Genomic DNA, 25099 nt, shown 5'->3' with positions numbered 1-25099 from the left:
AATTTTTATAAAAAAAGTCCTCGGCATTAGGCCAGCACGTCAAAAACCGGTAGAGTGGCGCGCTTTTCGATTTGCCTGACCTGCCGCTCATGAAGTCTCGCAGCAAACCACTCGCCAGCCCCATGCCCTCGTCTGCACAGCGCCCTGGACGGTTCACGCTCAAAGTTGCCCTGTGGCTACTCGACAGTTCGCGTTTGGGCGACAAACCACAGGTCAAGCACCTGGCTGGGCGGTTGCTCAAGCGCCCAGCGCGCGAGGGTGTGGTGGTGGCTCAAAGCCGCCTGGGACAAATGCTTTGCCGCGACTGCGGCAGCGCCCGTGATCGGCGTATCGGCCATGACCTGCTACGTCAGGCCGCACGCGCTGGCGATTGTCGCGCCCAGGTGGAGTATGCCCGAGCGTGCCGGGCGTCAGCGCCCGAGCAGGCCCGCAGCTGGCTGGAGTTGGCGGCCGGGAAGGGATCCCAGGAGGCCCGCCGTTTGCTGCGTCAGTGGTTCGGGCACTGATCACCCCTGCATGTGACAGCGCCGCGGGCAACCTGCCGGTCAGGCTGTTAAGCTTCAGCGAATTTGCCAGACAGTGACCGGGGTAGGCATGACAGTGGATCTGGCCAGCATTCTGCTGGGCTTGGTGGCGGGCGCGGTGCCGTGCCTGGTGTGGGTCATGCAGCTTCAGCGTCGGCATGCGGCACGGCATGGCGAGCGTGCCTTGCTTGAAGAGCGTCTGAACGCAGCGCAGCTGGCCCAGGCCGGTTTGCAGGCGCAACTCGATGCCAGTCGTGATGAAGTCAGTGACCTCAGCGAAGCCAATACCCTCAAGCAGACGCAGCTTGCAGCCCAGGGCCGAGAGCTGGAGCTGCTGCAGATCGAGCGGGACAATGCCCGCGACGCCGCCCATGCCTGGAACCTGGAGCGCGCTACCCGCGAGGCAGAGCAGCGCCGCCTGGAGTCTCAGGCCGCACGCCTGGAAGCCGAGCTGCGAGAGCAGCAGGAAAGCCACCAGCAGCGTCTCGAGGACCTGCAGGAGGCCCGCGATACCCTGCGTGCCCAGTTTGCCGACATGGCTACCAAGATCTTCGATGAGCGCGAACAGCGCTTTGCCCAGACCAGCCAGCAGCACCTTGGCCAACTGCTCGATCCGTTGAAGGAGCGCATCCAGGCGTTCGAAAAACGTGTCGAGGAAAGCTACCAGCAGGAAGCCCGCGAGCGCTTTTCGCTGGGCAAGGAGCTCGAGCGCCTGCAGCAACTGAACCTGCGCCTGTCGGATGAAGCGACCAACCTCACCCAGGCGCTCAAGGGGCAGAAAACCCAGGGCAACTGGGGCGAGCTGATCCTGGAGCGCGTGCTCGAACACGCAGGGCTCGAAAAGGGCAGGGAGTACCAGACGCAGGTCAGCCTCAAGAGCGCTGACGGTGAGCGCTTCCAGCCCGATGTGCTGATCATGTTGCCGGGCAACAAACAGGTGGTGGTCGATGCCAAGGTAAGCCTGACAGCCTACCAGCAGTTCGTGTCAGGCAACGACGAGGCGGCGCTCAAGCAGCACGTCCAGTCCCTGCGCAGTCACGTCAAGGGCCTGTCAAGCAAGGACTACAGCCGTCTCGAAGGCCTGCACAGCCTGGATTTCGTGCTGCTGTTCGTGCCCATCGAGGCCGCGTTCTCGGCGGCGTTGCAGGCCGAGCCCAACCTGTTCCAGGAAGCCTTCGACCGGCAAATCGTCATCGTCAGCCCCACTACCTTGCTGGCCACGCTGCGGGTGATAGACAGTTTGTGGAAGCAGGAACGCCAAGGCCAGAACGCCCGGGAAATCGCCGAACGTGCCGGGTGGCTGTACGACAAGTTCGTGCTGTTTATCCAGGACCTGGATGAACTGGGCAGCCGCCTGCAACAGGTGGACAAGGCCTACGCGGCAGCCCGTAACAAACTGTGCGAAGGGCGCGGCAACCTGGTCAGCCGCAGCGAGCAGCTCAAGCTACTCGGGGCCCGGGCTAGCAAAAGCCTGGCGCCCGACTTGCTCGAACGCGCCTTCGCCGATGAAGTGCCCGACCAGGCGCTTACTGCACCAGGCTCAGATGACGGTTGAGCAGGGCCCGCAAGGCAGCGGGCTTCACCGGCTTGGGCAGATAGTCCAGGCCTGCGGCATGCACCAGTGCGACGGTTTCCTTGCTGCCGTCGGCGCTGATGACCACCCCAGGCACCGGTTCGCCCAACCGAGTGCGTAGCCAGCCCATCAAGCGCGTGCCGGTATCGCCTTCATCCAGGTGGTAGTCCACCAGGGCCAGGTGCGGACGCATGCCCTCGGCCAGCAGGGCCTCGCACTCGCTGCGGCTGCGTGCGGTCCACACCTGGCAGCCCCAGCGGCTGAGCAGGCTGTTCATGCCAATCAGGATGCTGTCTTCGTTGTCGACGCACAGCACCTGCAGCCCGGCCAGTGGCTCGCTGCGCTGCTCTACCGCCGAAGTGACGGGGGCTGGTTGTTGAGAGATCGGCACGCTTACACGGAACACAGTCCCCTTGCCGGGCCAGGAACGTACCTCCAGTGTGTGGCCCAGGACCCGGCACAGTCCGTCAGCGATCGCCAGGCCCAGGCCCAGGCCTTTTTCGGCGCGGGTCTGATGGCTGTCCAGGCGTTTGAACTCCTGGAAGATCACGTGCAGCTTGTCGTCGGCGATGCCGGGCCCCCTGTCCCAGACTTCCAGCCACAGGCGCTCGCCCTGGCGGCGTGCACCCAGCAGGATCGGGCTCTTGCCATAGCGCAGGGCGTTGGTGAGAAAGTTCTGCAGCACACGGCGCAGCAGTTTGATGTCACTATTGACCCGCAGGCGGCTACCGCGCAGGCGAAACGCCAGGCCTTTCTCGGCAGCCAATACCTTGAATTCCGCCCCAAGGGTGTCGAACAGCTCGTTCAGGGCAAACGGCTTGGCGTCGGGGGTGATCTTGCCGTTTTCCAGGCGCGAGATGTCCAGCAGGTCGCTGATCAGCTCCTCGGCCGAACGCAGTGAACTGTCCATGTGCTGGACCAGTTGCCGGGCTTCTTCGGTCATGCCTTCGGCTTGCTGCGACAAGGCCGCAGAAAATAGCCTGGCGGCGTTGAGCGGCTGCATCAGGTCGTGGCTGACCGCAGCCAGGAAGCGGGTCTTGGACTGGCTGACCGCTTCGGCATGGCTCTTGGCTTCGGTCAGCGCCTGGTTCAGTTGCGACAGCTCGTAGGTGCGCTCTGCCACGCGTTGCTCAAGGCTCTCGTTGGCGTGGCGCAGCGCTTGCTCGGCTTCGCGAAACGGCGTGATGTCGGTAAAGCTCATGACGAAACCGCCACCTGGCATCGGGTTGCCGATCAACTCGATCACGCGCCCATTGGGGAACAGCCGCTCGGACGAGTGAGCCCGGCCCTGGCGCATCCAGTGCAGACGCCGGGCCACGTGCACCTGGGCTTCCCCTGGGCCGCACAGGCCGCGCTCAGCGTTATAGCGAATGATGTCGGCAATGGGCCGTCCCACGCTGATCAGCCCGTCCGGGTAATTGAACAGCTCAAGGTAACGCCGGTTCCAGGCCACCAGGTGCAGGTTCTGGTCGACCACACTGATGCCCTGGTTGATGTTCTCGATGGCGCCCTGCAGCAATGCCCGGTTGAACTGCAGCACCTCGCTCGCTTCATCGGCAATGCGCACCACGTCTTCGAGCTGCATGTCGCGGCCCTCGATGGCTGCCTTGACCACTGCACGGGTAGACGAACTGCCCAGGACACCGGCCAACAACCGCTCGGTGTGTTCGATCCAGTCACCGTCGGCGTTCTGGTTGGGGTTGAAGCCCTTGCCCTGGCGATAGGCGAACCGAATGAAGCTCTGCCGCGCGCGCTCCTCACCCACGAAACGCGACGCCAGGGTCAGCAGGTCGTCGATCTGCACCGCCAGCAACGGCTTGCTGCTGGGGCGGGCGCTGGTCTGCTGGCCAATGAAGCGGCCCGCTTGCCAATGCTCGGACACGCGGGTACGCGACAGCAGCGAGACCCAGGCAAACAGGGTGAAGTTGCCGGCAAGCGACAGCACCACGCCTTGGGTCAACGGGCTGATCGGCAGATTCAACGGGTTGCCATGCAACCACGCCAACCCTGGAAACACCTGCAGCGACCAGCCCAGGCTGTGGGCGGCGATGGGCAGCACCAGGGTGTAGAACCACAGGAAAATACCCGCCGCCAGACCTGCAAAAACGCCCCGGCGGTTAGCCTGCTTCCAGTACAGCGCGCCGAGCATGGCGGGCGTCAATTGGGTCACGGCGGCGAACGCGATCTGGCCGATGGTCGCCAGGCTGGCCGTGGAGCCCAGCAGGCGGTAACTGACGTACGCCAGCAGCAGGATGACCACGATGGTGACCCGTCGAACCGAAAGCATCCAGTGCCGGAACACCTCGAATGGTCGCTCGGCGTTGTTGCGACGCAGCAACCAGGGCAGCAGCATGTCGTTGGAAACCATGGTCGACAGCGCTACCGCTTCGACGATGACCATGCCGGTAGCAGCTGACGCGCCACCGATGAATGCCAGCAGCGCCAGGCTGGGGTGTGCCTCGGCCAGGGGCAGGCTGATCACGAATGAGTCCGATATCACCGTACCCGGCAGCAGCATCTGCCCCGCCAGGGCGATGGGCACCACGAACAGGGCGGCCAGGGCCAGGTAAATCGGGAACACCCAGCGTGCCAGGCGCATGTCCTGGGGCTCGATGTTTTCCACAACAGTCACATGAAACTGCCGTGGCAGGCAGATGATGGCCATCATGGCAACGGCCGTCTGGACCACCATCGACGGCCAGTTGATGGTCTCCGTCCAGTAATCGTGCAGTTCGATGGACTGGCGCGCCTGGGTGAACAGGTCATCGAACCCATCGTAGAGGTTGAAGACGACGAAGATCCCCACGGCCAGAAACGCCAGCAGCTTGATCAACGACTCGAACGCGATCGCCAGCACCATGCCCCGGTGGTGCTCGGTGACGTCCAGGCTGCGCGTGCCGAATACGATGGCGAACAGCGCCAGCACCAGCGACACCACCAGCGCTGTGTCCTGTACGCGTGTGCCGGTGGCGTCTGCGCTAGCGCCGATCAACAGGTTGACGCCCAGTACGATGCCCTTGAGCTGCAAGGCGATGTAGGGCAGCACGCCCACCAGGCAGATCAGGGCCACCACCACGGCCAGCGTCTGGGACTTGCCGTAGCGGGCAGCGATGAAGTCGGCGATGGAAGTGATGTTCTGCTGTTTGCTGATCAGCACCATCTTCTGCACCACCCAGGGTGCGAAGACCAGGAGCAATACCGGCCCCAGGTAGATCGGCAGGAATGCCCACAGCTGCTCGGCCGCTTGTCCGACCGCGCCGAAGAACGTCCAGCTGGTGCAATACACCGCCAGCGACAGGCTGTACACCCAGGCACGCAATTTGGGCGGCAATGGGGTGCTGCGCCGGTCGCCATAGAAGGCGATGGCGAACATGACGGCCATATAGGCCAGGGCGACCGCGGCGATCAGCCCGCTGGACAACGACATGGTGACTCCGACGCTTAATGGATAACGAGGCCCGGTCAGCCAGTCTGGCACGACAGGTAGCGCGCCGTCAGCGCAGACGATGGTCGCAGTGGCAGGTGGTCGCAGCATGACGCCCCCAATTGCAGGCTCGGGCGAGGCCAGTTGACCGATGGAGGATTGACAGGTGATGCCGCGAAGCAAATACTCCCGAAAAATTCATATAGATGTCTATATAACAAGACGAGAACACACCCATGCTTCCACTCGCCAGCGACACACGACTGCCACGCTACCAACAGCTACGCGACCATCTGCTAGCCCAGATTGCCAACAATCGCTGGCACCCTGGTGAAGCGATTCCCACCGAGGCTGCGCTGGCGACCGAATTCGACCTGTCGGTAGGCACCGTGCGCAAGGCCATCGATGCGCTAGTGGCCGAAGGCGTGCTTGAGCGCCAGCAGGGGCGAGGCACCTTCATCCGCCGTCCACAGTTCCAATCATCGCTGTTTCGCTTCTTCCGCTTCGAGGCGGTCAACGGCGAGCGTGTCGTGCCGATGAGTCGCATCCTGAGCATGAACGTCGTGGCGGCGCCGTCTGCTGTGGCCCAGGCCTTGGGCCTGGCCCCCGCAGCCGATGTGATCCACTTGCAGCGCCTTCGTCTGCTCGACGCCCAGCCCGTGCTGGCCGAGGACATCTGGCTGCCCCGCCAGCCGTTTAAGTTGCTGCTGGAGACCGATCTGGATAGCAAGGGCCCGTTGCTTTACCCGATCTACGAACAGGTGTGTGGGCAAGTGGTCGCAGCTGCCGAAGAGACCCTGACTGCCGAGGCCGTGGATCAAGTGCATGGGCGCCTTCTGCAGGTACCGGCTGGCAGCCCGATCGTGGTGATCGAGCGGCTGGCCCGTGACTACGCCGGTAAGCCCCTGGAGTGGCGCCGGTCGCGAGGGCACGCGCAGCACTTCCGTTACCGCATCGATATTCGCTGACCGCGCCGTTTCAACCTTTTTTTACCTGCCTGCGCCCCGTCACCCGGGCGCAGTGGCTTCGCCTGCTCGGTTGCCTGCGCTGCATGCAACCCAGCGTACCTCTCACCATTAAAAGGATAAAAATCATGTTCAGCTGGTACCGCCAAATAACATCGCGCGAACGCAAGACCTTCTGGGCCTGTTTTGGGGGCTGGTCGCTCGATGCGCTGGAAGTGCAGATGTTCGGCCTGGCCATTCCCGCGCTGATCGCGGCTTTCTCGCTGTCCAAAGGCGATGCGGGCCTGATCAGCGGCCTGACCCTGGTGACCTCCGCGATCGGCGGTTGGCTTGGCGGAACCCTGTCGGATCGGTACGGCCGTGTGCGCACGTTGCAATGGATGATCCTGTGGTTCTCCTGCTTCACGTTCCTCTCGGCTTTCGTGACAGGGTTCTATCCACTGCTGTTCGTCAAGGCCATGCAAGGCTTTGGTATTGGTGGGGAGTGGGCGGCCGGGGCCGTGCTGATGGCCGAGACCATCAACCCCAAGTACCGCGGCAAGGTCATGGGCACGGTGCAAAGCGCCTGGGCGGTAGGCTGGGGCCTGGCGGTGGCGTTGTTCACCTTGATCTATTCGCTGGTGCCGCAGGAATTCGCCTGGCGTGTGATGTTCTTCGTTGGCCTGTTGCCGTCGTTGCTGATCATCTGGGTGCGTCGCAACGTGCCAGAACCGGACAGCTTTCAACGCCTGCAGAAACAGAACGCCATTCCCCAAGGCTTCTTCGCCTCGATGGCCGGGATCTTTCGCCCTGAACTGCTGCGTGTCACGCTGCTGGGCGGCTTGCTGGGCCTCGGGGCGCATGGTGGCTACCACGCGGTGATGACCTGGCTGCCGACCTTCCTCAAGACCGAACGCAACCTGTCGGTGCTCAATTCCGGTGGCTACCTGGCGGTGATCATCTTCGCGTTCTGGTGTGGCTGTGTCGTCAGCGGGCTGCTGATCGATCGCATCGGCAGGCGTCGCAACATCCTGCTGTTTGCGCTGTGCTGCGTGCTGACGGTTCAGGCCTATGTCTTCTTCCCGTTGAGCAACACCCAGATGCTGTTCCTGGGTTTCCCGCTGGGCTTCTTCGCAGCCGGTATTCCGGCAAGCCTCGGCGCCTTCTTCAACGAGCTGTACCCTGCCGACGTGCGCGGAGCAGGGGTGGGCTTCTGCTACAACTTCGGCCGTGTGCTCTCGGCTGTCTTCCCATTCCTGGTCGGACACATGAGCGAATCCATGTCGCTGGGTACCGCCATCGGCATCGATGCCGGCATCGCCTACGGCGTGGCGGTGATCGCCGCGCTGTGCCTGCCAGAAACGCGCGGCCGCAACCTCGAACCTGCCCCGCAAGCACCCGGTGTGGCCGCCCAGTAACCTGACCTATAGATCAAAGACATGCCTCACGACCCTACTTGCTCCGTTATTGCCATCGACAGCCATGCCCACGTGTTCAGCCAAGGGCTGACACTGGCGCGCGAGCGCCGTTATGCCCCCGCGTACGATGCGCCGTTGGCTGACTATCTCAGCCAGTTGCAGGCGCACGGTTTCAGTCACGGCGTTCTGGTACAGCCCAGTTTCCTGGGTACCGACAATGGCTATCTGCTGGGCGCTCTGCAGGCCGCTCAGGGGCGCTTGCGGGGGGTGGTGATGCTCGAGCCGGACGCTGCCCGCCAAACCCTCATCCGGATGGACCAGCTAGGGGTCAGAGGCGTGCGCCTGAACCTCATGGGGCAACCGCTGCCGGACCTTGCGGCCCCGCAGTGGCGCCATCGCTTCGAATGCATGGCCGAGCTGGGCTGGCACGTCGAGCTGCATCGACACCTGGCGGACATTCCCACCCTGGTGCGGGCGCTGCAACCGTATGGGCTGAATATCGTCATCGACCACCTGGGAAGGCCCGATGCGCGCAACGGGCTGGGGCAAGCGGGTTTCGCCGAGCTGCTGACCCTGGGCGGGCAGGGTAATGTCTGGGTGAAGGTTTCCGGTATCTACCGTCTGGAAGGCTCGCCCGAGCAGAACGTGCTGTTCGCCCGCCAGGCGCTGGGCGCGCTGGAAGCGCATTATGGGGCCGAGCGCCTGATGTGGGGCAGCGACTGGCCGCACACACAGCATGAAAGAGCGATGAGTTTTGGCCAGGCCCTCGAGCAATTCGAGGCACTGGGGTGCTCGGCTCAGCTGCGTCAGGCGCTGCTGGTCGATACGGCCAGAAAGCTGTTTGGCTTCGCTTGAGCCAAGCAAGGCATCATCGACCAGCGCCCTTGGCAAACAGCCCGGCGTCGGGGTGTTGAGGCGCTGCCGCTCCTAGGGCGGCTGGACTGCTCGTCACAGTCCTTGCTTGCCTGCGTGTACCGAGGCAGGCTACCGCTGTCGGCGCGGGCCTAACCCTGGTCATCCGCTGACTGCCATCACGGCTGAACCTCAATCCAGGACCAAGGACGATGAGTCATTCCTCGCAATTCACCTTGCTCGGCAAACGGCGCTTCCTGCCTTTTTTCATTACCCAGTCGCTCGGTGCGTTCAACGACAACCTGTTCAAGCAGTCGCTGATCCTGGCCATCCTGTTCAAGCTGAGCCTCGGGGACGGTGACCGGTCCATCTGGGTCAATCTGTGTGCCTTGCTGTTCATCCTGCCGTTCTTTCTTTTCTCGGCGCTGGGTGGGCAGTTCGGGGAGAAGTTTCCCAAGGACGCGCTCATTCGGGTGATCAAGCTGGCGGAGATCGGCATCATGTCGGTCGGCGCGCTGGGGTTTGCGACCAATCACCTGGCCCTCATGCTGGTGGCCTTGTTCGGCATGGGTACCCATTCGGCGCTGTTCGGGCCGGTGAAATACTCGATCCTGCCCCAGGCGCTGCGCGAGCAAGAGCTGGTCGGCGGCAATGGGCTGGTGGAGACGGGCACCTTCCTGGCCATCCTCGCCGGCACCATCGGCGCCGGGGTAATGATGTCAGCCGAAAACTACGCCACGGTGGTAGCCGGGGGCGTAGTGGGCACTGCCGTACTGGGCTACCTGGCCAGCCGCTGGATTCCCCGCGCCGCTGCTGCCTCGCCGCACATGAAGCTGGACTGGAACATCTTCAGGCAGTCGTGGACCATCCTGCGCATGGGCCTTGCCCAGCCGCCTGCGGTATCGCGCTCGATCGTCGGCAACTCCTGGTTCTGGTTCGTCGGTGCTATTTACCTGACCCAGATCCCGGCCTACGCCAAAGACTGGCTGCACGGCGATGGCACCGTGGTCACCCTGGTGCTGACGCTGTTCTCGGTGGGCATCGCCCTGGGTTCCTTGTTGTGTGAGCGCCTGAGCGGGCGCAAGGTGGAAATCGGCCTGGTGCCGTTCGGCTCCTTCGGCCTGACCGTGTTCGGCCTGCTGTGGTGGTGGCATTCCGGGGATGTGCCGAGCGCCGCCAGCGCCCATGACTGGCTCGACCTGCTGGGCCTGCACCAAGCGTGGTGGATTCTGCTATCCATCGTCGGGCTCGGGGTGTTCGGCGGGTTCTATATCGTGCCGCTGTACGCGTTGATTCAGTCACGCACGGCCGTGGACGAGCGCGCGCGGGTGATCGCTGCCAACAACATCCTCAATGCATTGTTCATGGTGGTGTCGGCCCTGTTGACCATGGTTTTGCTGGGCGTGGCTGGGCTGGACATTCCCCAGCTGTTTTTGGTCGTCTCGCTGCTGAACATCGCCGTCAACGCCTACATATTCAGCATCGTGCCCGAATTCACCATGCGGTTTCTCATCTGGCTGCTCAGTCACTCGATGTACCGCGTCAAGCACCAGGGGTTGCAGCACATTCCCGATGAAGGCGCGGCATTGCTGGTGTGCAACCACGTGTCGTTCGTCGATGCCCTGTTGCTCGCTGGCGCGATACGCCGTCCTATTCGTTTCGTGATGTACTACAAGATCTACAACCTGCCCGTGCTGAACTTCGTGTTTCGCACCGCAGGCGCCATACCCATTGCCGGGCGTAGCGAGGACCTGGCGACGTACGAGCGCGCCTTCACCCGCATTGCCCGTTACCTGGCTGACGGTGAGCTTGTGTGCATCTTTCCCGAGGGCAAATTGACAGGGGACGGTGAGATCGACGTGTTCAAGGGCGGCCTGAGCCATATTCTTGAACAGACGCCCGTGCCAGTGATTCCCCTGGCACTGCAAGGGCTATGGGGCAGTTTCTTCAGTCGCGACCCGGCCAAAGGGTTTTTCAGAAGAATGTGGTCCCGGGTGACTGTCGTGGCAGGCAGCGCCATCCCTGCACAGGAGGCGCTGCCGGAGCGGCTGCGCGAGCAGGTCATTGGCCTGCGCGCAGGCAACCGCTGAGCGCGCCTGGCCAGCTGACCGGTATCAGCTGGCGCTGACCTTGAGGCCAACCAGGCCGCACACGATCAGCGCCACGCTGACCAGTCGAACCAGCGCCATGGACTCACCGAACAGGATGATGCCGGCGATCACGGTGCCCACGGCGCCGACGCCGGTCCAGATGGCATAGGCCGTGCCCAGCGGCAGCTCTTTCATCGCCAGGCCCAACAGACCGAGGCTGACGGCCATGGCGGCAACCGTGAGCGCGGTGGGCAGTGGCTTGCTGAAGCCGTCAGTATATTTGAGGCCAACGGCCCAGCCGACTTCGAACAGGCCGGCGAAGAACAGGATGATCCAGGACATGATGCGTCTCCATCGTTGCAAGTGATGGGGCCGTCCCCTGGGTGATCACGCTGGGCGTCGTGAGGTCGTCCTCACCGTAGGCCCATGGTGCACATCTAGGGCCTTCCGGGCAAGCCTGCAGGCCAATCGCCTGTCAGTGTCTGACGCGTTTTGCGTCCTCGCCTTCGGAAGGTGTGTCCTCCAGACGTCGGAACCAGGTGGAAAGCAGCGCCCCGGAAATATTGTGCCAAACGCTGAACAATGCGCTGGGCACGGCGGCCAGGGGCGAAAAATGCGCAGCTGCAAGGGCTGCTCCCAACCCGGAGTTCTGCATGCCCACCTCCAGCGCCAGCGACTTGCGCTGGGCCAAGGGCAGTTTGCAGAGCTTCCCGGTCATGTACCCCAGCAAATAACCGAAGCTGTTGTGCAAGATGACAACCGCCATGATCAGGAGCCCCGACTCGGCGATCTTCGCCTGGCTGGCGGCCACCACGGCGCACACGATCAGCACGATGCTCACCACCGACACCAGTGGCAGGATCTGAACCGCAGCCTGCACACGCTCACCCAGCAGGCGCTGGGCCAGCACGCCGAGCACGATCGGGAGCATGACCAGCTGCAGGATCGACCAGAACATGTCCATGAAGGACACAGGAAGCCAGGCCGAGGCCAGGAACCAGATCAGCGCAGGCGTCAGCAGTGGCGCCAGCAGCGTGGTGACGCCCGCGATGGCCACGGCCAGCGCCAGGTCGCCGCGCGACAGCCACACCATCACGTTCGAAGCCGTGCCGCTCGGGCAGCAGCCGACCAGGATCACGCCCACGGCAATCTGCGGTGGTAGCTGGAACAACTGGCACAGCAGCCAGGCCATGCCCGGCATGATCACGAAATGCGCGACCACCCCCAGCATGACCCGCCAGGGTTGGCGGGCGAGGGCGGCGAAGTCGTCGAGCTTGAGGGTAAGGCCCATCCCGAACATCACCAGCCCCAGCAAGGGCACGATGGCCACCTTCAACCCAATGAACCATTGCGGTTGCAGGAAGGCCAGCACGGCGAACACCAATACCCACAATGCAAAGGTGTTGCCGACGAATCGACTCAAAGTGGCGAGGGCGCGCATGGGGTGATCTCCAGTTCGACTGCATGCCCGGGCATTTGCGCTGCAGGCAAGGAATGAGGTGCGGCAACGGTGCCGCCCTCACGCATTATGGGTACTGCCAACCCTCAGCGGGCTCACACCCCTTGTGGGATCTCTTCGCCGCCCAGGGCTTCGAAGAGCACGGGCAGGAACTCTGCAAATGTCATCATCATCAGCTGGAAGCTGGCGTCGAACTGCTGCGCGGCCTCGTCACCGCCATCCTGCTCGGCCTGCTCCTGCAGCAGTTCCTCGAATTTCAGGCGCTTGATGACCATCTTGTCGTCCAGTACGAACGACAGCTTGTCCTGCCAGGCCAGGGCCAGCTGGGTCACCACCTTGCCGGTGCTCAGGTGCAGCTGGATTTCCTCGCCGGTCAAGTCCTGGCGCTTGCAGCGCACGATGCCGCCATCTTCGGCCGTGTCGCGCAGCTCGCATTCGTCCAGCACGTAGAAGCCTTCGGCGGCCTTCTGGGACTTGACCCAGTCGGTCATGGTGGCCACCGGGGCGATCTTGACAGTGGCCGGCCGCACGGGCAGCGAGCCCATCACTTCACGCAGGGTGGACAGCAGGTCTTCGGCGCGCTTGGCGCTGGCCGAGTTGACCAGAATCACCCCAAGGCGCGGGGCAATGGCAGCAAAGATCATGGAGCGGCGAATGAAGGCGCGGGGCAGGAAGGCCTGAATGATCTCGTCCTTGATCTGGTCACGCTCCTTCTTGTAGACCTTGCGCATCTGTTCGGTCTCGATCTCCTCGACCTTTTCCTTGACCGCATCATTGACCACGCTGCTGGGCAGAATACGTTCTTCCTTGCGGGCGGCGATCAGCAGGTAGTCACCGCTGACATGGACCAGCGGCGCATCTTCGCCCTTGCCGAACGGGGCGACGAAACCGTAGGTGGTCAGCTCCTGGCTGGCGCACGGACGGGCTGGCTTGCTGGCCAGGGCAGCCTCCAGGGCTTCAGGCTCGAAGGGGACGTCCTGGGTCAGGCGGTAGGTCAGCAGGTTCTTGAACCACATCGGGGGAGTCTCTCATTAATGCATAAGGCGGGCATTATTCTCCTACCAGCCCCGGAAGGCCAACCCTGTCAGAGGGCCAGCAGTGCACAAACCGAACGAAATCGGGCCGCTGAGCTAGGTTGTTGAAAGATCTGTACTTTTTTCGAAATAAAGTGAAAGAAAGTGCTTGCCAGGGGGCAGGACCGTCCGTAGAATGCGCCCCACACCGAGACGAAGGGTGATTAGCTCAGCCGGGAGAGCATCTGCCTTACAAGCAGAGGGTCGGCGGTTCGATCCCGTCATCACCCACCACTCGATGTATAGCGCAGCGGTAGTTCAGTCGGTTAGAATACCGGCCTGTCACGCCGGGGGTCGCGGGTTCGAGTCCCGTCCGCTGCGCCATATTCAGCTTCAAGGGCCCACTGAACACCCTGAAGCAACAAGAAAAGCGACCTTAGGGTCGCTTTTTTTATGCCTGCAGTTCAGTCTCTGTAGACGCTGTTCAGGCTCGCGCAGCCTGGCCATTCAGGCCTTGGCGCTCTTCGGCCCGCAGGGTCAGTACCTCGAAACCTTCGTCTGTCACGGCCACCGTGTGCTCCCATTGTGCTGACAGGCTGCCGTCACGGGTCACCACGCTCCAGCCATCCTTGAGCGTGCGGGTGCCACGCCCGCCCTGGTTGATCATGGGCTCGATGGTGAACACCATGCCTGGCTTGAGCTTCATGCCCATGCCGCGCTGACCCACATGCAGCACCTCCGGCGCTTCATGCATCTGCTGGCCAATGCCATGGCCACAATACTCACGGACCACGCTGTAGCCTGCGGCCTCGGCATGAGCCTGTACGGCGTGGCCAATGTCACCCAGGGTCGCGCCGGGTCGCACTTGCTCGATGCCTTTCCACAGCGCCGCGTAGGTGGTATCGACCAGGCGCCGGGCTTCATCATCGATCTGCCCAATGGCATACATCTTCGAAGAGTCAGCGATGTAACCGCCTTGCTCCAGCGTGATGTCGACGTTGACGATCGAACCTTCTTCAAGGACTTCATGGGCGTCAGGCATGCCATGGCACACGACATGATCGACCGAGGTGTTGAGCGCAAAGGGGAAGCCGTACTGACCTTTGCTTGCCGGCCTGGCCCTCAAGGTCTGGACGATGAAGTCTTCGGCGTGGTCATTGATCTGCAGGGTGGTGACGCCTGGACGTATGAACCTGTCGAGTTCGGCGAACACCTGTGCAAGCAGTTGGCCTGCGCGGCGCATCAGGTCGAGCTCGGCGGGGGATTTGATGATGACCTTGGACATAAACGCGAACAATCACTCCAGCTAGAATGCCTCAGAGCATAGACCCACGGCATACCCACATGCCAGCCTCGAGCACGGGTGCGACACTTGGGCGTGGATGATTTCCCTGTCGCCACCTGCTGTTTTCGACACGACACGAGGCGCACGAAAGGGGGATCTTCCAGGTCATGGCACATGGCCGTTACCTGGTTGATGAATAACGATTCACTTGCTGAACTTACTGACTCAAACCCGCTCCTATGCCGGTAGCCATTGGTGAGGGCCGCCTGCTAAGCTCGCGGCCTCTACCCTGATTGCCCTTATGGCGCATGAACAAGGAATTAGCATGAAACAGCATCGTTTGGCGGCTGCGGTTGCCCTGGTAGGCCTGGTACTGGCTGGTTGTGATCAGCAGGCCAGCAGCCCCGAACTGAAAACGCCTGCGCAGAAGGCTTCCTACGGCATTGGCCTGAACATGGGCAAGAGCCTGGCACAAGAAGGCATGGATGACCTTGATTCCAAGGCGGTAGCGCTGGGTATCGAGGATGCCGTTGGCAAGAAAGAGCAGCGCCTGAAGGACGAAGAGCTGGTAGAAGCCTTCACTGCCTTGCAAAAGCGTGCCGAAGAGCGCCTGGCCAAGGCCAGCGAAGAGGCGGCCACTGCGGGCAAGAAATTCCTTGAGGAAAACGGCAAGAAGCAAGGCGTGGTGACCACCGCCTCGGGCCTGCAATACGAGGTGATCAAGAAGGCCGATGGCCCGCAGCCCAAGCCAACCGACGTAGTGACCGTTCACTATGAAGGCAAGTTGATCGACGGCAAGGTCTTCGACAGCTCCGTCGAGCGTGGCAGCCCGATCGACCTGCCGGTCAGTGGCGTGATCCCAGGTTGGGTCGAAGCCTTGCAATTGATGCACGTTGGCGAGAAGTACAAGCTGTTCATCCCTGCTGACCTGGCGTACGGCGCCCAGAGCCCGAGCCCATTGATTCCGGCCAATTCGGTTCTGGTGTTCGACCTGGAACTGATCGCGATCAAGGACCCCGCGCAGCTGCAAGGCGGTGAGCCTGAGGCCGAGGCACCTGCCGAAGCACCGGCTGAAGCACCTGCTAAGTAAGCGGTATTTCGGTTGAAACGAGCGCGCCGTCCTCACGGAGAGTTCGGCTCACTCAATCCCATTGGGGCCGCTTTGCGGCCCCAATGGTTTGTGTGGCGAAGCCAGATCCTAGAGATCCTACGCCACTGATTCGGCGTCCCGGCAGGGCCGTTCCCACACGGGTACAGCGTAATCCTCCTGCACGGGTACCTGATGACGCTCAGAGCCGTACTGAACCGGTGGCGAGGCTGCCTTGCAGTACCTACGTGTTCAGGCATACCCCATTCGAACCTGCCCCGGCACACACTGTCCGAACAAGGACAGGCACCCATTGTAAGCTGCGTCTGAAATTACGGTCCTGGGGCGGACCTGCGCAGTGATCTGTAACCGCTGTGTAAAAAATGCCCGATCTTGTCCGGCGCCTTGTTTATGGGCCAACGGGCTCGTAAACGTCCCCCTGTTCACAAGGTTATCCACAATAAATGTGGATAACCTTTTCCGTCTGGAGGCACCATGAATGCACCTTGGAATTTCGCGCGCTTCCTGCCCCTGGCCGAGCGCCTGCTCAGTCGTGGGCGCTTGCCAGCGCTGCTGTTTGCCGTGGCCCGCAAAGGGCCACGCTTGGGCAAGCTGCGCGAAGACGTGAAGTTGATGCAGGCCCTGTGTCTGGCCTGGTGGCGTGGCGAATATCGGGCGATCAACCGCAAAGCATTGATTACGATCGTTGCCGGCCTGCTGTATTTCGTAAGCCCCATCGATGCCATCCCTGACTGGTTGCTGGGCGTAGGCTTTCTGGATGACATCGCCGTGCTGGGGTGGGTGCTCAAGACCGTATCCGATGAACTGGAGCGCTTCAAGGCCTGGCGAGACAGCCAGTCCCCAGAGCGGCTGCAGGTGGTAGAGCGTCTTCCAGCTACCCCTGAAGAGCTGCGTCTGGAGCGTGAAATCCCTTGAGGCGTGAGTGACACAGGGGTCCCCTGGAAGGGCTCGACTGCAAAGATCCTGAACTTGGTCATATAATTGGCACATGAAACACGCCAATGGATTACCTCCAGTAATCCTCTCGAAGGGGTTTTGCAATGGATATTCAGGTCATCAGCCGGGACGGTCAACCCGAGTATGCCGTCGTAGCGTGGGAAGACTACCAGGCGCTGCTCAAGGCGGCAGGGCAGGCCCCAGCGAATACTCCGGCACCTGCACCTGTGCAAGAAAACGACTCGCACGCCGCCCTGCCTGCCTTTGCCGAGGTTGGGGCCATACGCCGGGACAAGGGTATCGCCGCCGAGCACCTGGCCCGCAATGTGGGCGTCAGCCCGGCCTACCTGGCGATGATCGAATCGGGTGAGCGGCAGCCCGACGCCGCCATACGCCGTGCGCTGGCCTGGCACCTGGGTGTGCCTGGCTGGAGCGAGGCTTCATGAGTCAGGTCAGGATCAGCCGCCAGCATTGGGAAAACCTGCTGGGCGAGCTGGATCTGGCCCGACGCCAACGTCATTTGCTGACTTACCGAGCGCTCATCGAACGCCTGCAACTGCCAAGCCCTGCCATGCAGACCCTGACCGCGGCGCTTGAGTACCTGGCGGTGCTGGATGCGCGTGCCGAACAACCCCTGCGCAGTTCACTGGTGATCAGCCAGGGTGCCAGCCGTTTGCCGCGCACGGGCTTCTTTGAGTGCGTGGAGCGGCTGGGGCGCTTCACAGGGCCTGTCGATGGCATGGAGGCCGCGTCCTGGCATGCCTCTGAGGTCGCGCGCGTATTCGAATACACGTACCCCGACTCCGCCTGACCAGGCACAGCGTGCGTTCATCGGCGCTGTGCCATCCAGTCATTGGCCAGCCGCACCTATCAATTCAATGACCCAAAAGAAAAGCCGGGCATCAATGAGCCCGGCTTTTGATTACACATCAGGGAGGGTGGCGTATGATTCGTCCCTCCCCAGGGTCTGCCGCTACTTTTTAGCCACCTTGGTGCTGGCGCTGAGGTAATCGATCAGGATGCGCCCGGTTTCCGACAGGTAGGCGTCGTCCTCCGGCTTGGTGTTGTCATCCTCGGCCGGCAGTGCATCCTCGTCTTCTTTCTTCAGCTCCTTGAGCGGTTCCTCGCCCTTGGCTTTGCGACGGATGTTTTCCAGGGCCAGTTGCTTGGCCTCGACCTCATCGTGACGCGCCCGGCGTGCCTGCTCGTTGAGGCTGACGGTCTTCTCGGTCATCAGTTTCTGGGTCAATGCCAGACGGTCGCGGATGTAGATGAACTCGGCATCCTTGTCGCTGCGCGCCTGGTGTTGAGCCTTGAGCTGGGCCAGGTAAGGCTTGAAGGGGTCGACCGCAGGCTTGACGACCGGACGGATGGTGTCCCACGGCATTGCTTCGGGCAGGGCGCTTTCGCCGATTTCCTTGGTGTCGATGATCGACGGGTAGTCGATGTCCGGCAATACACCCTGGTGCTGGGTGCTCTGCCCGGAAACACGGTAGAACTTGGCCAGGGTCAGCTTGAGCTCGCCATGGTTGAGTGGCTGGATGGTCTGCACGGTACCCTTGCCGAAGGTCTGGCCGCCAATGATCAACGCGCGGTGATAATCCTGCATGGCGCCGGCGAAAATCTCCGATGCCGAGGCGGACAAGCGGTTGACCAGCAAAGCCAGCGGCCCCTTGTAGAAGGCACCTGGGTTTTCATCTTCAAGCACATCGACACGGCCATCGCTGTTGCGTACCAGTACAGTGGGGCCTTTTTCGATGAACAGGCTGGTCAGCTCGGTCGCTTCCTGCAGCGAGCCACCACCGTTGTTGCGCAAATCGATGACCACGCCGTCGACTTTCTCTTTCTGCAGCTCGGTCAGCAGCTTCTTCACGTCACGCGTGGTGCTCTTGTACTCCGGGTCACCTGCGCGATAGGCCTTGAAGTCCAGGTAGAACGCCGGGATCTCGATGATGCCGAGTTTGTAGTCACGCCCGCCCTGCTTGAGCTTGAGCACGGACTTCTTGGCCGCCTGCTCTTCAAGCTTGACCGCTTCACGCGTGATCGACACGATCTTGCTGGTCTGGTCGCTGGGGGCGTTGCTCGCCGGGATGATTTCCAGGCGTACCACCGAGCCTTTGGGGCCGCGAATCAGCTTGACCACTTCGTCCAGGCGCCAGCCGACGACGTCGACCATTTCCTTGTTGCCCTGGGCTACGCCGATGATCTTGTCAGCCGGCGCGACCTGCTTGGTCTTGGCCGCAGGACCGGCGGGCACCAGGCGCACGATTTTGACCTGATCGTTGTCGCTTTGCAGTACCGCGCCGATCCCTTCAAGCGACAGGCTCATGTTGATGTCGAAGTTTTCGGCGTTGTCAGGCGACAAGTAGTTGGTGTGCGGATCGTACGACTGGGCAAAGGTATTGATGTACGCCTGGAAGATGTCTTCAGCCCGGGTCTGATCCAGACGTGCCAGCTGATTCTTGTAGCGCTTGATCAGGGTTTCCTGAATCTGCTTGGGCTCTTTGCCAGCGATCTTCTGGCGCAGCACCTCGTCCTTGACGCGTTTACGCCACAACTCGTCCAGGGCAGCCTGGTCCTTGAGCCAAGGCGCGTCCTTGCGGTCGATCAGCAAGGTCTCGTTGACGGTGAAGTCGATCTTGTCCACGCCCTTGTTGAGCTCGGCCAAGGCGAAGTCCAGGCGCTGCTTGACCCGGTCCAGGTAGCGCTTGTAGATGGTGAAGCCAGGGTCGAGGTTGCCGCTTTTGAGGAAGTCGTCGAATTGCGTCTTCCATTTGTCGAACTCGGCGATGTCGGCGGCGGTGAAATAGCTGCGTGCCGGGTCCAACAGCTTGATGTAGCTGTCGTAGATGATGACCGAACGGGCGTCATCCAATGGCGGCTTGCTGTAGTGATGGCGCTTGAGCAGCTCCACCACGTTGAGGCTGGCGACGATTTCGTCGCGGTCCGGTTGCAGGCTGTCCCACTTGTTGGCGGCCGCCGCATTGCCGCCGAGCGTAAGGCTGCCAAGGCCGATCATCAGTGCCAGGGCGGTGCTGGGTAGGAAATGCTTCATGCTGATTCGACGTGGGGGCAATTGATCACGCATAGTAGGCCGTCTTTTCCGTTCGCCGGTTCCATAAAAACCGGGCGCATACTGCAAAAAGCCTGGGCACGGGTGCCCAGGCTCGGTCATATGATTCAACTATGGAGGCACTGTGAAGGCATTGCAAGGCGTTGACGGACATGTCACCTGGGTCGAAGCCGAACGTCCTGCGTGTGATGCAGGACAAGTACGCATCCGGGTCGCGGCTGCGGGGTTGAACCGTGCCGATTTGCTGCAGATGAAAGGGCTCTATCCGCCGCCGCCCGGCGCCAGCCCCTACATGGGCCTGGAATGTGCCGGTGTGATCGCAGAAGTGGGGGCCGGGACAGCCTGGCAGGTGGGCGACAGGGTGTGCGCACTGCTGGCCAGCGGTGCCATGGCCGAGGAAGTGATCGTTGATGCGCGGCACGTGCTGCCCGTGCCCGAAGGGCTCAGCCTGCATGAAGCGGCGGCCCTGCCGGAAGTCTACGCCACGGCGTGGCTGAACATCTTCCAGCTGGGTGGCGTCAAGGCCGGGGAGAAGGTGCTGGTGCACGCCGGTGCCAGTGGCGTGGGGTCGGCTGCCATTCAGCTGTGCAAAGCGTTCGGCAACAGCGTGTGGGTCAGCGTCGGTTCAGCCGAGCGACTGGCGTATTGCCAGGCCTTGGGCGCGGCAGGGGGCGTTGTGCGCAACCAGAACCTCGATGACCTGGAAGCCATCGGCCCATTCAATGTGATTCTCGACCCGGTCGGCGCCAGCTATGGCGAGCTCAACCTCAAGCTGCTGGCCCGCGACGGGCGCTGGGTGATCATTGGCGTGATGGGTGGACGCAAGTTCGAACTGGATCTTGCCCAGGTCATGGCCAAGCGGGCGCAGATTACAGGTTCGACCTTGCGCAACCGTGACGATGCGTTCAAGGCAGAACTGTTGAGTGACTTGCGCCAGCAAGTCTGGCCGCTGTTCGCCGAAGGCCGGTTGTCACCGCAGTTGGTCGATACCTATCCGGTGGGGTTCGCCCAGGCAGCCTACGCCGAACTCGAGACCAACCAGGTGTCCGGCAAGCTGGTCATGATCATCGACCCAAGCCTGGCCTAGTGCCGGACCCGTTTGCCTACTCGCGCACTGGCGTCATGGCGCCCTGATGGGCCCTTGGGCCTGCCTGACCGCAGGCTTGAGGGGAGGCAGGGCAAGCGTTTGGCACTGAACAGCGAGCGCGGGTTCAGTGCCAGCTCAAGATAGGCCAACCGTGAGCTTGCGCATGCTCGCGCAACACCGGGTCCGGGTTCACGGCACAAGGGTGATCCACCTTCAGCAACAGGGGCAGGTCATTGCGCGAGTCCGAATAGAAGCTCGCGCCCTCCAGGTTTTCCTGCTCCTGGTCCAGCCAGGCCAGCAAGCGGGTGATCTTGCCTTCCCGGTAAGTGAGTACGCCGTGGGTCCGGCCGGTATAGACGCCGTTGTGTGCGTCCAGATCGATGGCCAGGTATTCGTCCACGCCCAGGCGCGCAGCAATCGGCCCAACCAGGTGTACGCCTGACGCCGAGATGATCAGCACCCGGTCCCCGCGCTTGCGATGCTCGGCAATGCAGCGGCAGGCATCGCCGAAAATGATCGGTTCGATGACCTCTTCCACCCACGGCTCGACCAGGTGTGCGACTTCTTCCAGGGTCCGCCCGGCAATCGGCTCCAGGCTGAATGCCATGTAGTCTTCCATCGCCAGTTCGCCTTTGCCGTAGGCCTCCATCAGCGCGTGGTCACGGCGCAAGAACGTCTCGCCATCCACCCATCCCAGCCGTGCCATGTGTTCGCTCCACAGTGACGCGCAGTCGCCGTGGATCAGGGTTTCGTCCAGATCGAAAATGGCTAGCGCCATACATGCATCTCCTTAAGCCACTTCCCGTAGCGCACTGGGGTCTATCGACACGCTGACCCGCTGACCGTCGGCATGCAAGTCGGCCGGCGAGCGGTTGAGCACATCCACTACCAGCTCTACCTCACGCACCTGCACCCGATAACGTATCACGTTGCCCAGCAGGCTGTGACTGCGCACCTGGGCGTCGAGTTCGCCGTGCAGGCCCAGCGTGATGGATTCGGGGCGTATGGCCAGGCGCCCGGAGACAGGGCGCTGCAACAGGCGGCTGGCACTGTCGGCATCGAGCAGGTTGTAATTGCCGATGAAGCCGGCGGCAAACAGGTCCACCGGGGCCGTGTAGAGGGTCTCTGCATCGCCGCTTTGCACGATGCGGCCCTGATTCATCAGGAAAATGCGGTCCGACAGCGTCAAGGCTTCTTCCTGGTCATGGGTAACGAAGATCGTGGTCAAGCCCAGTTCCCTCTGGATGGCGCGAATCTGCTCACGCAGATGTTTGCGAATGCGCGCATCGAGCGCCGAAAGCGGCTCGTCGAGCAACAGCAGTCGGGGCCGGGTGACCAGGGAGCGGGCCAGGGCGACGCGCTGGCATTGCCCGCCAGACAACTGATGAGGGTAACGTGCGGCGAAGTCATTCAATTCCACCAGCTGCAATGCCTCTCGCACCCTTGCCTGGCTCTCATCACCCCTGACCTTCTGCATGCGCAGCCCGAAGGCAACGTTCTGCTCCACCGTCATGTTGGGAAACAGCGCATAACTCTGGAACACCATACCGATGCCACGCTTTTGCGGGCTCTGTGGCACGATGTCAATGCCGTCGAGCAGGATCTGCCCGCTGTCGACCGGCGTGAGCCCGGCGATGCAGCGCAGCAGCGTGGACTTGCCGCACCCTGAAGGGCCGAGCAGGGTGATGAACTCGCCCCGTTCGATCTGGCAGTCGATCTGGCTGAATACCGGGCTACCGGCGTAGCTTTTTTGCAGGTTGCGTACGCTAACGTAGCTCATCTCAGGTCTTGTCCTTGTTCAGGCGGTTGGCGACCCACGTCAAAATCAGCACGAAGGCGAAATAGGAAATCACCAGCGCACTGTTGAAGTGGCCGCTGCTGTTGCGCATGTTGTTGAGGTAGACCTGCAGGGTTTCGTAGCGCGTGCCCACCAGCAGGTTGGCGAACACGAACTCCCCGAACAGGAACGAGAACGACAGCAACAGGGCCACCATCAGGCCTTTGCGCAGGTTGGGGAGTACCACCAGCAGAGCCGCCTGCCAGGTGCTGGCGCCCAGCAATTGCGCCGCGTCCATCAGGTCGCGCAGGTTGATGGCCTGCAAGTTGTTGGTGATGGCCCGGTACATGAAGGGCAGGGCAATGGTGAAGTAGCAGCCGATCAGGATCCACGGTGTCCCCACCATGGCCATCGGCCCACTGCCATACAGTTGCAGCAACCCCACCGACGACACCACAGGTGGCACGGCAAACGGCAGCAGGATCAGGACATTCATCAATGCGTCGAGCCGGGGGAAGTGATAATGCACCACGAACAGCAGCGGCAGGATCAGCACCACCGATAGCAGCAACGCACCAACGCACACCAGCAACGACTGGCCGAACGCTGCCAGAAAGCGCGGCTCGCTCCACAACGCCACGTACCACTTAAGGGTCAGGCCGCTGGGTAGTAGAGTGGCCGACCAACTGGTGGCCACGGAGTAGAGCAGGGTGCCGGCCAGTGGCATCAGCAGAATGAGAAACAGCAGGTAGACCACGGCGCGGTGGTACCAGCCGCCGCTACGGGAATCAGCGCGCATGGTAGCTCCTTTTCAACAACCATTGATGCACCACGGTGACCACTGTCATCAGCCCGACCAGCACCATTGCCAGGGCACTGGCAAGGTTCGGATCGAGGCTGATGTCGCCGGCCACCAGGCCCGCGATGCGAATGGGCAGTACGTTGAAGTTGCCGGTGGTCAGGGCATAGACCGTGGCATAGGCGCCCAGGGCGTTGGCCAGCAGGATGACGAAGGTGCCCAGCAGCGCCGGGGCTAGCACCGGCAGCCCGATGTGCCGCCAGAACTGCCAGTGGTTAGCACCCAGCAGCGCAGCCGACTCGCGCCAGTCTTCGCGCAGCGCGTCGAAGGCCGGGTACAGCAGCAGGACACCCAGTGGGATCTGGAAATAGGTGTAAACCAGGATCAGCCCGCTCTTGGAGTAGATGCTGAAGTCTTCCAGCAGGCCCATCTGCTTGAGCAACAGGGTCAATGCGCCGTTGAAACCGAGCAGGATGATGAACGCGAACGCCAGCGGCACGCCGGCAAAATTGCTGGTCATGTTGGCAAAGGCGCTGACGAAGTCGCGCAGCCGTGAGTCCACCTGACGCAGCGAATAGGCGCCCAGGGTCGCGATGATGATGCCGAACAGGCTGGACCAGAAGCTGATCTCCAGGCTGCGTTGCAGGGCTTGCAGGTAGAACTTGGAGGCGAACACCTTGCTGAAATTGTCCATGCCCCAACCTGCCTCCGACTGCAGGCTGCTCAGCGCCACCCAGGCCAGCGGGGCAATCTGGAAGACCACGAAAACGACAGCGAAGGGCACCAGGCACAACAACGCCAGGTACCGACCACGGGGCGACTGGCTCATTTGAGCAACTCCCGGCAGACCGATTTGTCGTGAGCGGCGCCGAGCAACTCGCAGATGGTCCCGCACAGGTCGGTCTGCAGCGGCTTGGCCGAAGGGTCGAGGCTGAAGGCTGCGCCGAACACGAACAAGGGCACTTCGCGCTCTTCGGCCAGCAGCCCGTTGTGCGAGCGGTCGTTGTTCATGCCATGGTCGGCGGTCACCAGCACCTGGTAGCCCTCGTCGAGCCACTTGGGCAGGTAGTCGGCCAGCAGGATATCTGCGCTGCGGGCAGCGTTGCGGTATTGGCTGCTGTCCAGCCCATGGTGGTGGCCCACATCGTCGATGCTCATCGGGTGCACCAGCAGAAAATTGGGCGCATGGCGCCGGCGCAGGTATTCGCCGTCGGCCAGCAGGTGTGAATCGGGGTAGCGATCGTCCCAGTAGAACAACCCATGCTGGATGGGCAACTTGGGGGCGTGGGTATGCCGGTCACGCTGGGGGTCGAAAGGCGAGCGGTTGTACAGCTCGCTCATCCAGTGATAGGCCGCGGCTGCCGTGCCCAGGTTGGCCTCGCGGGCGTAGTGGAACACGCTGCGCTGGTTGGAAAGCCGGTTGACGTTGTTATGCACGATGCCGCTGTCGATAGGGGGAACACCTGTAAGAATGCACTCGTACAGCGGGCGGGACAGCGACGGCAGTTCGCACTCCATGCGGTAAAGCGCGGCGCGGTCGGCCTCGACATAGGCGTGCAAATGGCCCATGGCGTGGTGGGCAACCTGATAGTTCAGCCCGTCCAACAGCACCAGGATGACGTTGTGGCTCATTGATGACTCCGCAAAAACATCGGGGAGAGGGCGCTTGCAGTACGCGGCGCCGCGCCAGGGGGTTACTGCTGGCGCGACGCCGGCTCGCTAGGGCTGCCACGCAGG

General features: G+C 62.3%; 22 protein-coding genes and 2 tRNA genes. 13 read left to right on the top strand and 11 right to left on the bottom strand.

Annotated features, from left to right (window positions below; all coding sequences use genetic code 11):
* Window positions 1–89: 89 nt before the first annotated feature.
* Entirely contained in the window at window positions 90–506 is a 417-nt protein-coding gene (locus ACK59L_RS07445) for a sel1 repeat family protein (protein ID WP_196136813.1), read from the top strand.
* Between the two features lie 202 nt (window positions 507–708).
* Window positions 709–2079 carry a DNA recombination protein RmuC gene (gene rmuC, locus ACK59L_RS07440; RefSeq protein WP_167339090.1) on the top strand — a complete coding sequence of 457 codons (1371 nt, stop codon included), beginning with the start codon at window positions 709–711 and terminating at the stop codon, window positions 2077–2079.
* Here rmuC and ACK59L_RS07435 read toward each other — a convergent pair.
* On the bottom strand, window positions 2051–5524 hold the full coding sequence (locus ACK59L_RS07435) for a PAS domain-containing hybrid sensor histidine kinase/response regulator (RefSeq protein WP_167339089.1): 3474 nt from the start codon (window positions 5522–5524) through the stop codon (window positions 2051–2053). The two genes, rmuC and ACK59L_RS07435, sit on opposite strands and share 29 nt — an antisense overlap.
* Before the next feature lie 233 nt (window positions 5525–5757).
* Here ACK59L_RS07435 and ACK59L_RS07430 point away from each other — a divergent pair, with 233 nt between their 5' ends.
* The 4 genes from ACK59L_RS07430 to ACK59L_RS07415 all read left to right on the top strand — a co-directional run bounded on the left by ACK59L_RS07430 (window position 5758) and on the right by ACK59L_RS07415 (window position 10825).
* The gene (locus ACK59L_RS07430) at window positions 5758–6489 is read left to right on the top strand and encodes a GntR family transcriptional regulator (protein WP_409272704.1); all 732 of its coding nucleotides are present in this window, start codon (window positions 5758–5760) and stop codon (window positions 6487–6489) included.
* A gap of 125 nt (window positions 6490–6614) precedes the next feature.
* Window positions 6615–7883, top strand: a complete 1269-nt coding sequence (locus ACK59L_RS07425) for an MFS transporter (protein ID WP_027915771.1) — start codon at window positions 6615–6617, stop codon at window positions 7881–7883.
* A 21-nt stretch (window positions 7884–7904) separates the two neighbouring features.
* The gene (locus ACK59L_RS07420) at window positions 7905–8738 is read left to right on the top strand and encodes an amidohydrolase family protein (protein ID WP_409272702.1); all 834 of its coding nucleotides are present in this window, start codon (window positions 7905–7907) and stop codon (window positions 8736–8738) included.
* A gap of 209 nt (window positions 8739–8947) precedes the next feature.
* Window positions 8948–10825 (top strand): MFS transporter, encoded by a 1878-nt coding sequence (locus tag ACK59L_RS07415; RefSeq protein WP_078478960.1) that lies wholly within the window; start codon window positions 8948–8950, stop codon window positions 10823–10825.
* 24 nt (window positions 10826–10849) lie between these two features.
* Here the strand turns inward: ACK59L_RS07415 and sugE are convergent, their stop codons facing one another.
* The 3 genes from sugE to rdgC form a co-directional block, all read right to left on the bottom strand.
* A complete protein-coding gene (gene sugE / locus ACK59L_RS07410; RefSeq protein WP_058604169.1) occupies window positions 10850–11167 on the bottom strand; it encodes a quaternary ammonium compound efflux SMR transporter SugE in 318 nt (105 codons plus the stop codon).
* Between the two features lie 133 nt (window positions 11168–11300).
* Window positions 11301–12266, bottom strand: coding sequence for a bile acid:sodium symporter family protein (locus ACK59L_RS07405; protein WP_409272699.1), 966 nt, complete (start codon window positions 12264–12266; stop codon window positions 11301–11303).
* Window positions 12267–12379: 113 nt separating this feature from the next.
* Window positions 12380–13300 (bottom strand): recombination-associated protein RdgC, encoded by a 921-nt coding sequence (gene rdgC / locus ACK59L_RS07400; protein ID WP_023533890.1) that lies wholly within the window; start codon window positions 13298–13300, stop codon window positions 12380–12382.
* A 215-nt stretch (window positions 13301–13515) separates the two neighbouring features.
* On the opposite strand from rdgC, the gene ACK59L_RS07395 reads away from it, so the two are divergent.
* A tRNA-Val gene (locus ACK59L_RS07395) sits at window positions 13516–13591 on the top strand.
* A 13-nt stretch (window positions 13592–13604) separates the two neighbouring features.
* A tRNA-Asp gene (locus tag ACK59L_RS07390) sits at window positions 13605–13681 on the top strand.
* Between the two features lie 100 nt (window positions 13682–13781).
* Here the strand turns inward: ACK59L_RS07390 and map are convergent.
* The gene (gene map / locus ACK59L_RS07385) at window positions 13782–14582 is read right to left on the bottom strand and encodes a type I methionyl aminopeptidase (RefSeq protein ID WP_197844498.1); all 801 of its coding nucleotides are present in this window, start codon (window positions 14580–14582) and stop codon (window positions 13782–13784) included.
* A gap of 325 nt (window positions 14583–14907) precedes the next feature.
* Here map and ACK59L_RS07380 point away from each other — a divergent pair, with 325 nt between their 5' ends.
* The 4 genes from ACK59L_RS07380 to ACK59L_RS07365 all read left to right on the top strand — a co-directional run bounded on the left by ACK59L_RS07380 (window position 14908) and on the right by ACK59L_RS07365 (window position 17437).
* On the top strand, window positions 14908–15672 hold the full coding sequence (locus tag ACK59L_RS07380; RefSeq protein ID WP_058604172.1) for an FKBP-type peptidyl-prolyl cis-trans isomerase: 765 nt from the start codon (window positions 14908–14910) through the stop codon (window positions 15670–15672).
* A 492-nt stretch (window positions 15673–16164) separates the two neighbouring features.
* A complete protein-coding gene (locus ACK59L_RS07375) occupies window positions 16165–16605 on the top strand; it encodes a YkvA family protein (RefSeq protein ID WP_167339345.1) in 441 nt (146 codons plus the stop codon).
* 125 nt (window positions 16606–16730) lie between these two features.
* Window positions 16731–17072 carry a helix-turn-helix domain-containing protein gene (locus ACK59L_RS07370; protein WP_196136818.1) on the top strand — a complete coding sequence of 114 codons (342 nt, stop codon included), beginning with the start codon at window positions 16731–16733 and terminating at the stop codon, window positions 17070–17072.
* Window positions 17069–17437 carry a hypothetical protein gene (locus ACK59L_RS07365; RefSeq protein ID WP_409272695.1) on the top strand — a complete coding sequence of 123 codons (369 nt, stop codon included), beginning with the start codon at window positions 17069–17071 and terminating at the stop codon, window positions 17435–17437. Before ACK59L_RS07370 ends, ACK59L_RS07365 begins: the two co-directional genes overlap by 4 nt.
* A 162-nt stretch (window positions 17438–17599) precedes the next feature.
* Here ACK59L_RS07365 and ACK59L_RS07360 read toward each other — a convergent pair whose 3' ends face one another.
* A complete protein-coding gene (locus ACK59L_RS07360; protein WP_409272693.1) occupies window positions 17600–19681 on the bottom strand; it encodes a carboxy terminal-processing peptidase in 2082 nt (693 codons plus the stop codon).
* Between the two features lie 142 nt (window positions 19682–19823).
* On the opposite strand from ACK59L_RS07360, the gene ACK59L_RS07355 reads away from it, so the two are divergent.
* Window positions 19824–20786 carry an NAD(P)H-quinone oxidoreductase gene (locus ACK59L_RS07355; protein WP_409272691.1) on the top strand — a complete coding sequence of 321 codons (963 nt, stop codon included), beginning with the start codon at window positions 19824–19826 and terminating at the stop codon, window positions 20784–20786.
* A 124-nt stretch (window positions 20787–20910) separates the two neighbouring features.
* Here ACK59L_RS07355 and ACK59L_RS07350 read toward each other — a convergent pair whose 3' ends face one another.
* Genes ACK59L_RS07350 through ACK59L_RS07330 form a run of 5 tightly spaced genes read right to left on the bottom strand, consistent with a single transcriptional unit; the run spans window position 20911 to window position 24994 of the window.
* On the bottom strand, window positions 20911–21564 hold the full coding sequence (locus tag ACK59L_RS07350) for an HAD family phosphatase (RefSeq protein WP_058604177.1): 654 nt from the start codon (window positions 21562–21564) through the stop codon (window positions 20911–20913).
* A 12-nt stretch (window positions 21565–21576) separates the two neighbouring features.
* Window positions 21577–22566 carry an ABC transporter ATP-binding protein gene (locus ACK59L_RS07345; protein ID WP_058604178.1) on the bottom strand — a complete coding sequence of 330 codons (990 nt, stop codon included), beginning with the start codon at window positions 22564–22566 and terminating at the stop codon, window positions 21577–21579.
* A 1-nt stretch (window position 22567) separates the two neighbouring features.
* Entirely contained in the window at window positions 22568–23362 is a 795-nt protein-coding gene (locus ACK59L_RS07340; RefSeq protein WP_409272689.1) for an ABC transporter permease, read from the bottom strand.
* The gene (locus ACK59L_RS07335; protein WP_058604180.1) at window positions 23352–24191 is read right to left on the bottom strand and encodes an ABC transporter permease subunit; all 840 of its coding nucleotides are present in this window, start codon (window positions 24189–24191) and stop codon (window positions 23352–23354) included. The genes ACK59L_RS07340 and ACK59L_RS07335 overlap by 11 nt, the downstream gene beginning before the upstream one ends.
* Window positions 24188–24994, bottom strand: a complete 807-nt coding sequence (locus ACK59L_RS07330; RefSeq protein WP_058604181.1) for an alkaline phosphatase family protein — start codon at window positions 24992–24994, stop codon at window positions 24188–24190. Before ACK59L_RS07330 ends, ACK59L_RS07335 begins: the two co-directional genes overlap by 4 nt.
* Window positions 24995–25099 lie beyond the last annotated feature (105 nt).

The sequence above is a fragment of the Pseudomonas sp. KCJK9111 genome, from assembly GCF_046231935.1.
GTDB lineage: Bacteria > Pseudomonadota > Gammaproteobacteria > Pseudomonadales > Pseudomonadaceae > Aquipseudomonas > Aquipseudomonas parafulva_B.
Note: the sequence above shows the minus strand (reverse complement) of the source record. Positions and strands in the feature narration are given on the sequence as shown.